Source organism: Streptomyces sp. URMC 126, assembly GCF_051386555.1.
In the GTDB taxonomy this organism is placed as follows: domain Bacteria; phylum Actinomycetota; class Actinomycetes; order Streptomycetales; family Streptomycetaceae; genus Streptomyces.
Genome location: NZ_JBPQTX010000046.1, coordinates 18,007 through 31,206, shown reverse-complemented (window position 1 = coordinate 31,206; position 13,200 = coordinate 18,007). Strand labels below are relative to the sequence as shown.

At 72.5% G+C, this 13,200-nt stretch carries 10 protein-coding genes; 4 read left to right on the top strand and 6 right to left on the bottom strand.

Translation table 11 applies throughout. The annotated features are described in order from the left end of the window. Positions 1 to 40: 40 nt before the first annotated feature. From ACSNOK_RS08620 to ACSNOK_RS08605, 4 genes are all read right to left on the bottom strand, one after another. A complete protein-coding gene (locus ACSNOK_RS08620; RefSeq protein WP_436780004.1) occupies positions 41 to 829 on the bottom strand; it encodes a thioesterase II family protein in 789 nt (262 codons plus the stop codon). A 129-nt stretch (positions 830 to 958) separates the two neighbouring features. Beyond that, a complete protein-coding gene (locus tag ACSNOK_RS08615) occupies positions 959 to 2,809 on the bottom strand; it encodes a non-ribosomal peptide synthetase (protein ID WP_436780003.1) in 1,851 nt (616 codons plus the stop codon). Further along, positions 2,806 to 3,819: a TauD/TfdA family dioxygenase gene (locus ACSNOK_RS08610; RefSeq protein WP_436780002.1), complete on the bottom strand. Its 1,014-nt coding sequence runs from the start codon at positions 3,817 to 3,819 to the stop codon at positions 2,806 to 2,808. The genes ACSNOK_RS08615 and ACSNOK_RS08610 overlap by 4 nt, the downstream gene beginning before the upstream one ends. 372 nt (positions 3,820 to 4,191) lie before the next feature. Beyond that, complete coding sequence (locus tag ACSNOK_RS08605; RefSeq protein WP_436780001.1) at positions 4,192 to 5,481, bottom strand: MFS transporter; 1,290 nt, start codon at positions 5,479 to 5,481, stop codon at positions 4,192 to 4,194. 195 nt (positions 5,482 to 5,676) lie between these two features. Here ACSNOK_RS08605 and ACSNOK_RS08600 point away from each other — a divergent pair, with 195 nt between their 5' ends. Next, entirely contained in the window at positions 5,677 to 6,726 is a 1,050-nt protein-coding gene (locus ACSNOK_RS08600; protein ID WP_436780000.1) for a LuxR C-terminal-related transcriptional regulator, read from the top strand. Between the two features lie 33 nt (positions 6,727 to 6,759). On the opposite strand, the gene ACSNOK_RS08595 is transcribed toward ACSNOK_RS08600, so the two are convergent. Continuing rightward, positions 6,760 to 8,061, bottom strand: coding sequence for a condensation domain-containing protein (locus tag ACSNOK_RS08595; protein WP_436779999.1), 1,302 nt, complete (start codon positions 8,059 to 8,061; stop codon positions 6,760 to 6,762). A gap of 422 nt (positions 8,062 to 8,483) precedes the next feature. On the opposite strand from ACSNOK_RS08595, the gene ACSNOK_RS08590 reads away from it, so the two are divergent. The 3 genes from ACSNOK_RS08590 (at position 8,484) to ACSNOK_RS08580 (ending at position 11,852) form a co-directional block, all read left to right on the top strand. Next, on the top strand, positions 8,484 to 9,971 hold the full coding sequence (locus ACSNOK_RS08590) for an MFS transporter (RefSeq protein ID WP_436779998.1): 1,488 nt from the start codon (positions 8,484 to 8,486) through the stop codon (positions 9,969 to 9,971). Between the two features lie 62 nt (positions 9,972 to 10,033). Next, positions 10,034 to 10,645: a class I SAM-dependent methyltransferase gene (locus ACSNOK_RS08585; RefSeq protein ID WP_436779997.1), complete on the top strand. Its 612-nt coding sequence runs from the start codon at positions 10,034 to 10,036 to the stop codon at positions 10,643 to 10,645. Between the two features lie 274 nt (positions 10,646 to 10,919). Then, on the top strand, positions 10,920 to 11,852 hold the full coding sequence (locus tag ACSNOK_RS08580; RefSeq protein WP_436779996.1) for an esterase/lipase family protein: 933 nt from the start codon (positions 10,920 to 10,922) through the stop codon (positions 11,850 to 11,852). Between the two features lie 104 nt (positions 11,853 to 11,956). On the opposite strand, the gene ACSNOK_RS08575 is transcribed toward ACSNOK_RS08580, so the two are convergent. Next, positions 11,957 to 13,111, bottom strand: coding sequence for an SDR family oxidoreductase (locus ACSNOK_RS08575; protein ID WP_436779995.1), 1,155 nt, complete (start codon positions 13,109 to 13,111; stop codon positions 11,957 to 11,959). Between the last annotated feature and the right edge of the window lie 89 nt (positions 13,112 to 13,200).

Genomic DNA, 13,200 nt, shown 5'->3' with positions numbered 1-13,200 from the left:
GGAACAGGGAGGGGTGGAGGGGAGGATGTGCCGTGCGGGTTCAGGCGGGGGCGCCGAGCGGCGTCTCGGTCAGGGCGCGGATGTGGACTGGCAGCTCGCGCCAGATGTCCGGGGTGTAGAAGTGCCCCCCGGGCAGTACGTCGTGGCGGTAGGGACCGGTCGCGACCCGGCGCCACTGGTTTCCGGCGTCCTGCTCGATGACGGCGTCGTCGGTCGCCGAGAGCATCTGCACGGGGACGCTCACGGTGGTCCCCGGCGTGTGGCGGAAGGTGTCGCGGACCTGGATGTCCGCCCGCATGAGCTCCACCGCCATCTCCTGGAGGTCGGGGTCCTCCAGGACGTGCGCGGGCATCAGGCCGTTGGACCGCATCCAGTCCAGCAGTGACGCGTCGCTGTCCTGCCGGGCGGGGAACATGTCGCGGGGCGTCAGACCGCGGTCGGGCGCGTTGCACGAGGAGACGACCAGCGTCTCGGGCAGCGGCCCGCCGCCGCGCTCGATGCGGGCCGCGACGTCGAAGGCCATCCAGCCGCCCATGCTGTGGCCGAACAGGACGTACGGACCGTCGACGGCGGAGAGCACGGCGGCGGTGGTGTCGGCCGCGAGCTCGTCCCAGTCCGTCGCGCACGGCTCCGCGAACCGCCCTTCGCGGCCCGGGTAGCAGATGGCCGACAGAGCCACGTCCGCCGGGAGGCACGCGCTCCACGCGTGGTAGGGCCCGGTGCCGCCGCCGCAGAAGCCCAGGCAGACGAGCGTGCGCGAGGTGTGCTCGTCCCGTTCCTTGACCCGGATGACGGTGGTGTCCTGTTTTTCGGGTGTTCGTCCAGCCATGGCGGTCTTCTTCCTCGTCTTCTTGTGCTTCTTGTACTTCTCGAACGGATGCCGGGCGGGCCCTCGCCCGTCCCGGCGGCGGGGCCGTGACCGGCGGGCCCGTGCCCCGCGTGGTGTGCGTCGCCGCGGTCAGGCGCCGGCGCGCAGCGTGTCGACGTGCCGGGCCAGGTCCCGGAGCCGGGGGTGCCGGTAGACCTCGCGGGTCGACATGGCCACCCCGAACTGCTTCTTGAGCCGGGCCACGACGCGCAGCGCGATCAGTGAGTGGCCGCCCATGGCGAAGAAGTCGTCGTCGGCCCGGACGCGCTCACGGCCGAGCACCTCGGACCACACGGCGGCGATCAGTGTCTCGGCCTCGCCTTCGAGGGCGTCGTCCGGGGCGTTGTGCGCCGCCGGTTCCGCGCTCTCCTCGGGAGCGGGTAGGGCGGCGACGTCGATCTTGCCGTTCACCGTCAGCGGCAGGGCGTCGAGGGCGGTGTAGACGGTGGGCAGCATGAACTGCGGCAGTACGCTGGCCAGCCGCCCGCGCAGCGCCTCGGCGGTCGGAATCCCGTCCGCCGAGTCGGCCGCCGCCACGTAGTACGCGACGAGTTGCTCGCCGGTGACCGGGCTGCGGTGCAGCGTGACCGCGGCGGCGGCGACGCCCGGCTGACCGGCCAGCGCCGCCTCGATCTCGCCCAGCTCGACGCGGTAACCCCGGATCTTGACCTGCCGGTCGATGCGGCCCAGGTACTCCAGGGCCCCGTCGGCACGCGTGCGCACCTTGTCCCCGGTGCGGTACATGCGGGTGCCGTCGGCGGCGAAGGGGTCGGCGACGAACCGCGTCGCGGTCTGCGCGGGCCGGTTCACGTACCCCAGGGCCACCTGGGGCCCCGCCAGGTACAGCTCGCCCTGCTCGCCTGCGGCCACCGGCCGCAGACCGGCGTCCAGGACGTACGCCCGTACACCCGTCAGCGCGGGACCGATGTGCGGGGTGCCGCCCTCGATCCAGGCCGCGGTGGCGTCCACGGTGCACTCGGTCGGCCCGTACAGGTTCAGCGCTTCGAGCCGCCCGGTGGTGCGTGCCTCCGCGAGCTCCCGCCAGGTCCGCTCGGGGACCGGCTCGCCGCCCATGAACAGCCGCAGTGTCTCCGCCCGGCCTTCGGCCGCGCGCTTGAGCAGGTCGGCGCGGAGCAGGGGCCAGTGCGAGGGGGTCAGGTCGAGATCCCGTACGCCGTAGGCGTCCAGGGCCGCGACCAGCCGCGCCGGGTCGGTGCGCTCGTCCTCGTCGAGCACGACCAGCGTGTCGCCCCGGCACACCCGCGCCCACTGCTGGACCGAGGCGTCGAAGGAGACGCTGGCGTTCCAGGCGACGACACGGGGCCGCGCGGCGTACATGCCCGCTTCCTCCAGCCCGGCCACCAGGGCGGCCACACCGCCGCGCGTGGTCTCGACGCCCTTGGGAGTGCCCGTCGAACCGGAGGTGTAGATGACATAGGCCGGGGTGTGGGCGGTGACCGGCACGGGAGGCGCCGGGTGCCGGTCTGCGGCGGCCGCCGCCCGGCCGGCCTCGACGGTGCGCACGTCGTCCGGCCATCCGCTGCCGTCGGCGGTCACCAGGACCCGGACTCCGGCGTCGCGCACCATGCCGTGCCGCCGCTCCCGCGGGTACTCGGGGTCGATCGGGACGTACGCCGCGCCCGCCCGCCAGACGGCGAGCAACGCGACGACGAGGCCCGCGCCGCGGGGCAGGCTGACGCCGACCCGGTCGCCGGGGGCGACACCCAGCCCGGTCAGCACGGCCGCCGTCGCGGCGGTGCGCCGGTCGAGTTCGGCGAAGGTCAGGTGGTTGCCGTGGTCGTGGACGGCGATCCCGGACGGATCGTTCGCCGCGGCCTGCCGGAAGCGCGTCAGCAGGTCGACGGGCATGGGCCGGCCGTGCGCGGCGGCCGGGGAGACGGCCGGCTCCGGGCTGTGGGGGCCCTCGAGAACGCCGGTCACGCGGCCTGCTCCTCTCGTGCGGCGGGGGCCACGGTGGGCCGGCAGGCGTCGAGTGCGACCGGGTCGCCCATGGCGACGACGATGCGCCGGTCGCCTCGATAGGGGTCACGGCCGTGGGTGGCCAGGATGTTGTCGACAAGCAGGACGTCCCCGGGCTGCCAAGCCCGGCGCAGCGTCGCGGCCTCGTAGGCGGCGTTGATCGTCTCGATGTCCTCGCGGCTCAGAGGGTTCCCGTCGCCGAGGGCGGTCTCGAACGGCAGGCCGCCCGGGCCGAACTCGTCGAGCAGCGCCTCTCTGAGTTCCTCGTCGAGCGACCACGAGTTCCAGAAGGCCATGTGGTTGAACCAGACCTCCTCGCCCGTCCCGGGGTGCCGGATGATGCCCGGTCGCAGTTGCCGGGTGCGCAGGGCGCCGGAGGCGTCCCACGCGCAGGAGATGAGGTTGTCCGCGCAGTACTTCTCGACGTCCTCGCGGTTCTGGGTGTTGAACGCCGTGCGCCAGTCGAGCGAGATGTGTTCCGAGTAGGTGCGGGACAGTACCCAGCCCGCGGCACGCATCCGCGCGACCAGGTCGGCGGGAAGGCGGCGCAGCACCTCGCGGCAGTCGGCGACCGGCGTGGCCCCGCCCTCCTCGGGAGCCGTCAGGCAGGCGAACAGCAGCAGACCGGGGAAGGTGAGGGTGTAGCTGTTCTCGTTGTGCATGCGGATCGGCTGGTTCGGCGGCAGGTCGGTCGAGGAGTAGACGTCGTTGCCGTAGCTGCTGCGGGGGGTGGCCTTCTCGCGGTAGGGCGTGCGCTGCGGGACGAGGACGTCCCGAACCCGCGCGAAGTCGTCGACGTTGTGTACGGGCAGGCCGCGGAGGTAGAGCGCGCCGTGCCGGTGCAGTGCCGCGCGCAGCTCGGGGCGGACCGAGGCGAGCCAGGCGCACGCCTCGGCGGCGTCCGCGAAGTGCGGAACTTGGGCCGTCGCCGGTTTTCCGGTCTCGATGGTCCAGGAGAGGGAGTCACTCATCGTATTGCGCGTCCTGTCGTGTTGTCGCTGATGTTGCTGACGGATTTCCTCGAATGCCACCGGGTCCGGAGCGTCATCCCCATCCGGTGTCACCTCCGCCGTTCGGGTCGCGGTGCACGGCTGTCGGGATTCGGCGTGGGAACATGGGGGGTTTCCTCGTGCTTCCGGAACGGGCAGTGTGTTCTTTTTCCGGCCGGCGCCGTCGATTCGGTCGCCGGGCCAGGCACCGGATACGGCCACCGGATTGCGGAGACCGGATGCGATCACCGGCCGGCGGGATTCACGCTGTCATCGAAAGGCGAACCCCCCAAGGCCGTTCGGGGCTGATGTTCACGCCTGTCGCATAAATGAGAGGGGGACAAATCGTGACAATCAATGCCGCGGGGAGCGCCCGGCCCGGTCCGTCGCCTCCCCCTGCGTCGGCAGGTCACGGCGGGTACGGACGGGCGAACAGAGCAGGATCAGCGCGGTCAGCGGGATGCCCGCGGTCATGAGCCACAACGTCGGGCGCACCCCGAGCCAGGTACCCAGCCCGCCGGCGAGCAGAGCGCCCAGCGGAAGGGTTCCGTAGTTGAGGAACGACGAGCACGCGGAGACCCTGCCGAGCACCCCGGCCGGGCAGTAGGCCTGGAGGAAGCCCGCTTTGATGACGTTGCCCGCCACGACGCCGACCGAGGCGCACGCGTAGCCCACGACGAAGAAGGCCAGCCCGGCGCCCCGGGTGGTGAGCGCCATGAGGGGAGCGAGCGCCGGCACGCCGAGCTCGAACCACAGCAGCGCCCGTGCGGTCCCGAACCGGGCCACACCCCGGCGCACCACGAGCGCCCCCAGGACACCGCCCGCCCCGCCGATCGCCATCAGTGCCCCCACCCCGGTGCCGCTCAGGCCCACGTCGCGCACCAGGAAAACCACGAGCAGCGTCTGGCATCCGCCCAGGAACAGGTTCGAAGCGGCGCCGAACAACGTGAGGCCGCGCAGGTAGCGGTCGCGCGCCACCAGCCGCACGCCCTCGCCGACTTCTTTGAAGAGGGCGCCCCGCGCCCGCACGGCGATGGGTGCCGGCGGCTCGCGGCGCCGGATCCGGGCCACGCACACGAACGACACGAGAAAGGTCGCCGCGTTGGTGAGCATGCCGTCCACCGCGCCGAAGATCTGGGCGATCAGGCCGCCGGCGCCGGTTCCGGCGAGCTGCGCGGCCGAGGCGCTGCCGTGCAGCTTCGCGTTGCCCTCGGCCTGGTCCGCCGCGCCGACGACGCTGGGGAGGTAAGCGGTGTACGCGGTCTGGAAGAAGACCGCCGCGGTGCCGGCCAGTAGGGCGGCCAGCAGCAGCCCGTGCACGTCGAGCACACCGGACCGGTGGGCCAGCGGCACGGCCACGAACAGCGCGCAGGAGACGGCGTCGCCGGCCATCATGACCGTCCTGCGCCGCATCCGGTCCACCCAGACCCCGGCCGGCAGGCCGATGACAAGCCAGGGCACCCAGGTCGCGGCGTTGAGCAGGCTCACCTCGAAGGTGTCGGCGTGCAGGGCGGAGACGGCGACCAGGGGCAGCAGCACGCCTGTGACCGCGGCGCCGAATTTCCCCGAGGTCTCGGCGTACCACAATTGCCGGAAGTCCCGATTCCGATTCAGTAGCCCGCCGCTCCCGGGCCGGGCCGCCACGCGCCTCCCGGCGGCCTTCCCGTCACCATCCGCAGCCCCTTCTCCGCGGTTCTCCCGCTCCTTCACCGCCATGGGAACAATTCCGTCTGCTCGCCGTTGACCGGTTGTTGATCAGCCACCTCTAGGCTGATCCCGATCGGCGGAAAGATCGGATGATGCAGGGGGGCCATGAATACCTCACACTCGCTTGGTGAAATGGAGCTGAGCCGGGAAGCGCTGGATGTTTTTGCATTCGCGGCGGACCGGACCGTACTCGGCATCGCGGATCTCGCGGACATTGGCCTCGGCGCCGATGATGCGGAGCGGGCGGTCAAGGAACTCGTGGACCTGCGGCTGCTGTGCCGCGCCGAGGGGGCGCCGGACCGCCTCACCGTCGTGCCCCCGACCGTCGCCGCCAACCGGCTGCTGCGTCCGATGGAGCGCCGGATCCAGCACCAGCACGAGGAAATCGAGCGGTTCCGGTGGATGTTCGACGCGCTGCTCCCCACCTACGAGTCGAGCCGCGCGCGCAACTCCGCGACCGCTCCCGTCGAGCTGATCGCCGACCTGCGCCTGGTCCAGGAGATCATCGAGGAGCTGACGTTCACCTGCCGCGAGGAGGTCCTCACCGCGCAGCCCGGCGGGGCGCGCTGCCCCGAGGCGCTGCGGACGGCGCAGGATCGGGACCGCCGGATGCTCGCGCGCGGCGTCGCCATGCGCACCCTGTACCAGCACCCCGCCCGGTACCACCAGCCGACGATCGATCACGTGCAGCACGTGACGAGCCTTGGGGCAGAGGTGCGCACCCAGTCCGAGGGCTTCTGCCGCATGCTGATCTTCGATAAGCACAGGGCGCTGCTGGGCGTACCGGACGACCCGCGAGCGGCCCTGCTCGTGCGCGAGCCGCATCTCATCCACAACATGCGGGTCTTTTTCGACTGTGCCTGGCGCGGCGCCTCGCCTTTCCCGCTCGCCTTCGACACCGCTTCGGCCGTCCGCATCTCGGGCGAGATCCAGGAAGCGATCGTCGCCATGCTGGCCGAGGGCCTGGAGGACAAGTCCATCGCGCGGCGGCTGGGTTTGTCGGTGCGCAGCTGCCAGCGCCATGTCGCGGAGGTCATGAAGGCGCTCGGTGCCAAGAGCCGCTTCCAGGCCGGATTCCTCATCGGACGGTTGCGCGGCGACACCGCGGACGAAGTTCCGCCCGGGGCCGAGTGCCGCGTACTCGCGAGCGCGGGCCCGCCGGACGCCCGGCGCCGGGGATGACGGCGCGGGGCCGTCCGCCCCGGGGGCCGGTCCTCAGCCGGACCGGCGGGCAGGAACGGGCACGGGTGATCCGGGGTCGGCCACGGCCAGGTCCACGATGAGGCGGCCGAGGTCCCCGGCATGGCGGTCGGCCTGCTCGGGCGCGTAGTTGGCCGGATTGGCCTCCACGCACACGGTCGTCCCCTCGCCCGGCGACCCCACGTCGAAGAACAGGCTGAGGTCCGGGACCGGGCCGGTGCTCAGCGTGCGCACCGCGCCCCTGGCCGTTCCGAAGATCAGGTCGCGGTCGAAGTTCACGACGTTGACCAGAGGTCCGACCCCGACCGGAACCGCCGGACCGGCGGCGGACAGGACGCGCCGGAACTCCTCGTAACGGTAACGGTGATGGCGCATCGCCTGCCTGACCCGGCCGTCCACCAGCAGGAAGGCGTCCCGTACCGAGGCGTCCGGCTCCACGGCCACCCGCACGGGCAGGATGTTCGCGAGCGGCGCGACCACGCCGCGCAGCACGCGGGTGGGCCGGCCGGCCACGGAACAGCCGAAGGTCACCTCATCCGCTCCGGTGACCTGCCGCAGGTAGAGGGCGGTGGCAGCGATCAGGAAGTGCGCCGGGGGAATCCCCAGCCGCTCGCTTTGCCGCCCGGCCGCCTCGACCGCGGACGCCGGCAGGTGGTGGCGGGCGTGCAGGGCCGCGGAGGCGGGCGGCGCCTCCTCGTGGAGCCGTCCCGTGGCCGGCCAGGCCGCCGCCTCCTTCGCCCAGAACTCCCGGTCCGAACAGTACGTGCGGCCGGCCGCGTACGCCCGGTCGTGCTCGACCGCGGCCGTGATGGGCTCGAAGGGAGGCGGCTCGGCTGCGCTCCCGCTCAGCAGCGCGTTGTAGAGGACGGCCGTCCTGCGGGCGATGGCGGCCTGGCCGTATCCGTCCGCCACGATGTGGTGGACACGGCGGTACCACAGATGACGGTCGGCCGACACTTTGATCAGGGCGGCACCGAGCAGCGGACCGGTGGTGAGGTCGACCGGCCGGGCGAGGTCGGCGCGCATCCAGGCCACGGCCCGCCCGTCCGGTTCCGGGCTCCCGGTCATGTCGAGGACCTCGAACTCCCACTCGGCGGGCCGCAGCTCCTGCACCGGTGTCCCGTCCGGGTCCGTCACGAACCGTGCGCCCAGCGACCCGGCCTCGTCCACGGCGATGCGCGCCGCCCGCTCCAGCAGCGCCGCGTCGAGAGCGCCGGTGATCTCGTAGTAGTCGCCCACGTTGTAGGGCGTGCCGGCCGGTTCCAGGATCTGGGAAATCCAGATCTCCAACTGGCCGGCTGTCAAGGGGACTCGCACGTTTCCGCTCCAGACGCCTCGGGACCGTCGTCCCTTCACCCTGACACCCGCCCCGACCTGTGCACAGGCCCCACCCGGGGTGGTGTTCCCGCCTGTCGTGCATCCGAGGGGGCACGACAGGCGGGAGCAGCCGGGGTGCCCCTGTGCCGGTGATGTGTCATCGCGGAACCCCAGCGGCTCGTCCGGCACGGGCCCGGTGTGCCGGTCCGTGTCCTCGGGGGCCGGCCGTGGCGGTCGTCCTGGGCACCGGCTCGCGCGTGATCCGGGGCCCTTCGATCTCGCGCCGCACCCCAACGTGATCTGCGTCGCGAATCGGCCACCGGCCGTTTCGCGGGCCCGCCCGGTGTGAAGGCGAGCCGCGAAAACGGGCTGTCCTGGAAACGCCTACAGGGCCCGCGCTCCGCAGGAAAGGAAACCGAGCCTTGCCAAAAGGCAGCAGCGTCGAAGTCCGGCGTGACGGCAGTGATCCGAGGGCGGCCGAGGGCCGGTATCCGGCGCTCTCCCGGGCGGCCGAACACCGCCGCCCGCCCCGCCCGCGCCAGACGGACGTCACCGTTACGGACGAGCGGCTGGTCAGACGCGCGGTGAAGGCGGCGGCGCTCGGCAACGCCATGGAGTGGTTCGACTTCGGGGTCTACAGCTACCTCGCCGTCACCATCGGGGACGTGTTCTTCCCTTCCGGGGACGGTGCCGTGCGGCTGATGTCGTCCCTGGCGACCTTCGCCGTCGCCTTCCTCGTCCGGCCGCTCGGCGGCCTCTTCTTCGGGCCGCTCGGCGACCGCGTCGGCCGCAAGCGGGTGCTGGCGCTGACGATGGTGCTGATGGCCGCCGGCACCTTCGCCATCGGCCTGATCCCCTCCTACGCCGCCATCGGCTTCTGGGCGCCGGTCCTGCTGATCGTGTTCCGGATGCTCCAGGGCTTCTCCACCGGCGGCGAGTACGGCGGGGCGTCCACCTTCATCGCCGAGTACGCGCCCGACAAGCGCCGCGGCTACTACGGCAGTTTCCTCGAATTCGGCACCCTCGCCGGCTACGTCGGCGCCGCCGGCCTCGTCACCGTCATGAGCACGTGGCTCGGCGGCGACGGGATGCGCGAGTGGGGGTGGCGGGTGCCCTTCCTCGTCGCCGGGCCGCTCGGGCTCGTCGGCCTGTACCTGCGGATGAGGCTGGAGGACACCCCGGCCTTCCGGAAGCTGGCCGAGGGGTCCGGGGGCCGGACGGCCTCCCGGGAGCCGGCGGGCCTGCGGGAGATCTTCCGTACGCAGTGGCGCCGGCTGCTCCTCTGCGTCGTCCTGGCCGGCGCCTACGGCATCACCGACTACATGCTCCTCTCCTACCTGCCCACCTACCTCACCGACCGGCTGGGGTACGACGACGCGCACGGCATCGTCGTCCTGATCGTCACCATGCTGCTGCTGATGTGCGTCGTCACCGGCGTGGGGCGGCTCAACGACCGGGTGGGCCGCAAACCGCTGCTCATGGCGGGGATGGGCGGGTTCGTCGTCCTGTCGGTGCCCGCCTTCCTGCTGATCGGGCAGGGCGGCGTCGCCGCCGTCCTCGGCGGCACGCTCCTGCTGGGCCTTCCCCTCGTCTGCCTGCTCGGCACGATGTCGGCCGCGCTCCCCGCCCTGTTCCCCACGCGCGTGCGGTACGGCTCCCTGTCCATCGGTTACAACGTGTCCACCTCGCTCTTCGGCGGCACCACCCCGCTGATCACCACCGGCCTGATCCACGCCACCGGCAGCGACCTGGCCCCCGCCTGGTACGCCGCGGGCGCGGCGCTCGTCGGCGTGGCCGCGGTGGCCTGCATGCGGGAGACGGCCGGGCAGCCGCTGGAGGGCTCGCCGCCGTCGGTGGCGACGCGGGAGGAGGCGGCGGAGCTCACGGGCGCCGGGGCCGCCGGCGTATGAGCTTGATCCGTTTTCGCTCCGGCGGCTGGCAGGCGCCGCCGAGGACGGCGCAGGATGGGGCCATGACGTCAAGCACCACATCCCCCGCCGGACAGCAGGACCCGGTCGCCGCGTCGGTCGCCGTCTACAGCGACCACGCCGACGCGTACGCGGCCGTGCACGCCCCGAAGATGGCCGATCGCGTCGAGCGGTTCGCGGGTTCGCTGCCCGCGCCCTCGCTGATCCTCGACGCGGGCTGCGGTCCGGGCCGCGACCTCGCGAGGTTCCGGGAGTACGGGCACGTGGCGCGCGGTGTCGACCTCAACCCGGTGTTCGTGGCGATGGCCGGTGCCCACGCGCCCACCTCCCAGTGCGACCTGCGCGAGGTCGGATCGCGGTTCCCGGCCGGGACGTTCGACGGCATCTGGTCCGCCGCGTCGCTCGTCCACCTCGCCACGGATGACGTGGTGGACGTGCTGCGGCAGTTCGCCGCCCTGCTGCGGCCCGGGGGCCGGCTGTACGTGGCCCTGAAGGCCACGGGGAAGACGGGCTGGCTCGACGAACCGGACGGCCGCCGCTGGTACACGGTCTGGGACCCGGACGAGTTCGCCGCCACGGTGGCCGGCGCGGGCTTCACGGTCGACGGCGTGGACCGGGGCCCGTACGTCGAGGTCTGGGCGAGCCGCACCGGCTGACCCCCGGGCCGGGCCGCCCCGCCGTCCGCGCCCCGAGGCGCTCCGGTGCGCCCCCGGGGTGCGGAGGCCCCCTCAGATCGAGTGAAGGACGGCCATCCCCTGTGCGTACGCACGTAGTGTGAGCGCAGACTTGCCGAGTGTCGGATGTGTGGCACCCAGCGCCCCCTGCGCATACGGGTGTTGGCCTCGTGGATCGGAGACGGCCATAAGCGCTCGAACGCTCCCACTGCTCCGAAAGACCTCGAACTCTCGGCCCCGGCGTGGATGGCGCGGTGTGATCACGGCAGTGGCCGTGGTGACGGCGGGGGTCTGGCAGACCCTGGCCGCTCCGGCCGCGCAGGCTCGGGAAGGGGTCCCGGGACCGGTGCTCCGGTCGTGGACGGCGGCGGTGGCCTATGCACTGCTCCACCCCGACGCGGACACACCCGGTGGCAACGACTTCCACTGCGCGCCGAGCCGCGAGCACCCTCGGCCGGTGGTACTGGTCCACGGCATGTTCGAGAACCGCTATGACAACTGGACGTGGATGGCTCCCCAGATCGCGGCGGCCGGCTACTGCGTGTACGCCCCCAACTACGGCCACGAGAGCCGCAGCGCGGCGGGGCGGGTCCCGGGGGTCAACGGCACCGAAGACATCCGCGTCTCGTCGCGAGAGCTCGCCGTGTTCGTCGACCGGGTGCGCGCCGTCACGGGCGCGAACCAGGTCGACATCGTCGGCCATTCCCTGGGCGGGGTGGTGCCGCGTCAGTACCTGAAGTTCGACGGGGGGCGAGGCAAGGTCCATACCCTGGTCAGCCTGGGCGCCACCAACCACGGCACCGACACCGTCAGGCTCGCGGCGCTGGGGGAACCGTTCGGACTGGGCGATGTCACCGCTCCACTGCTGGGCCCGAGCTTCGCCCAGCAGGCGACCGGGTCGTCGTTCCTCCGGGAGCTCAACGCGGGCGGTGACACGGTGAGCGGCGTCCACTACACCTCGATCGCGACACGCCACGACCTGCTGTCGACGCCGTACCGGACCGCTTTCCTCACGGCGGGACCGGGTGCGACCGTCGAGAACATCACTCTCCAGGACGGATGCGAGGCCGACCTGAGTTCGCACACGTCCATGGTCACCAGTAACCGGTCGGTGGACCTGGTGCTCAACGCCCTGGATCCGGCTCACCCCAGACCGGTGCGTTGTGAACCCCACGCGCCCGAGGCGTGACGTGACCTCGGCCCCGCGGCGCGTCGGCGGGCGCGGGCCGCCGGTCGGCGACGTCCGGCCCCGTCTCGCCGGCGGCCCGGACCGTATCGGGGCACGCGGAAACGTCACCGCGCACTGATCGGGTCGTGGTCTGCCGGGCCCAAGCCGCCCGCGCGCACCAGGTACGCCCGGTCGATGTCCTGGGGGTCGGGCAGGTCACCGACGGCGGCCAGCAGGTTGGTCCGGTCGTAGGTGCGGCGCAGGGAGCCGAGCGCGAGCAAGAAGGCCGCCTGTCCGGCGATCCGCTTCTCCAGCGGGGTCGGGTCCGGGAGGTGCGGCACCGGCCTGAACGCGAAGCCCGGATGGCGGGCCTGGATCGCGTCCACGACGGCCTCGGTCGGTGTGTTCCGCGGGTGGGTGACGTGCACGGTGCGCAGGGCCGCTTCCCGGGCGGCATGGGCCGCCACCGTACGCGCCATCGCCCGGGCGGCATAGTCGGCCTGGACGATGTTGAGGGTGCCGTGGGGGCCGACCGCGATGCGGATGCGCACTTTTCCCCCGGAGCTCCCCGGCCCGTTGAGGAGTCGGTCCGGGCCGTTGTCGCGTGCCGCCCGGTTCCCCAGGCCGGAGTCGAGGACGCGGAGCAGCATGGTCAACGGCTGGACGGGGAGCCCCTGGGGGGCCGGGCGGTCGGTGACCAGGAGGCCGGGGCGGAGGACGGTCACCGGCCGCCCGGTACGGGCCGCCCAGGCGCGGACCAGACGTTCGGCGGTGTACTTGCTCTCCTCGTAGGCGGTGTGAAAGCCGTGGTCCTCACGGAGATCGTCTTCGAGGACGCGGCCGACGGGCCGCCGCCCGGCGACGTAGGCGGTGCCGACGTGGGCGAGGTGGGCGCCGGGGGCCCGGTCGAGGAGTTCCAGGACGTGGCGGGTCCCGATGACGTTGGTCAGGTGGAACGCGGCGGGTTCGCCTTCCTGCGCGATGAGCGCCGCGTTGTGCCATACCCGGGTGAGTCCGTCGGTGACGCGCGCCTGTTCCTCCGCGGTGAGCCCGAGCCGGGGCAGGGTGACGTCCCCGCTGAGGCAGCGCAGCCTGTCGAGCGCTCCGGCCGGGAGCGGCGGGTCGTCCAGCCAGTTCACGGCGGCCAGGAGCCGGGCCCGGAGTTCGTGGGCGGAGCCGCGGCCGACGACGGTGATCGGCGTATCCCCGTCGTCCGCCAAGAGTTCGCGTACGAGGCGGCACCCGAGGAACCCGGTGGCCCCGGTGAACAGGATGGACAAGGCGTCTCCTCCACTGAACGGGCCGTCCCGGCTTGGACGTTGAGGCGGTCTGTCCGGATAGTGCGCTCTGCGGACACCATTGTGCACTG

Excerpts from the sequence above, each read along its gene's own strand:
- ACSNOK_RS08610 (WP_436780002.1), bottom strand. The coding sequence starts at position 3,819 with ATGAGTGACTCCCTCTCCTGGACCATCGAGACCGGAAAACCGGCGACG.
- ACSNOK_RS08585 (WP_436779997.1), top strand. The coding sequence starts at position 10,034 with ATGACGTCAAGCACCACATCCCCCGCCGGACAGCAGGACCCGGTCGCC.
- ACSNOK_RS08600 (WP_436780000.1), top strand. The coding sequence starts at position 5,677 with ATGGAGCTGAGCCGGGAAGCGCTGGATGTTTTTGCATTCGCGGCGGAC.
- ACSNOK_RS08620 (WP_436780004.1), bottom strand. The coding sequence starts at position 829 with ATGGCTGGACGAACACCCGAAAAACAGGACACCACCGTCATCCGGGTC.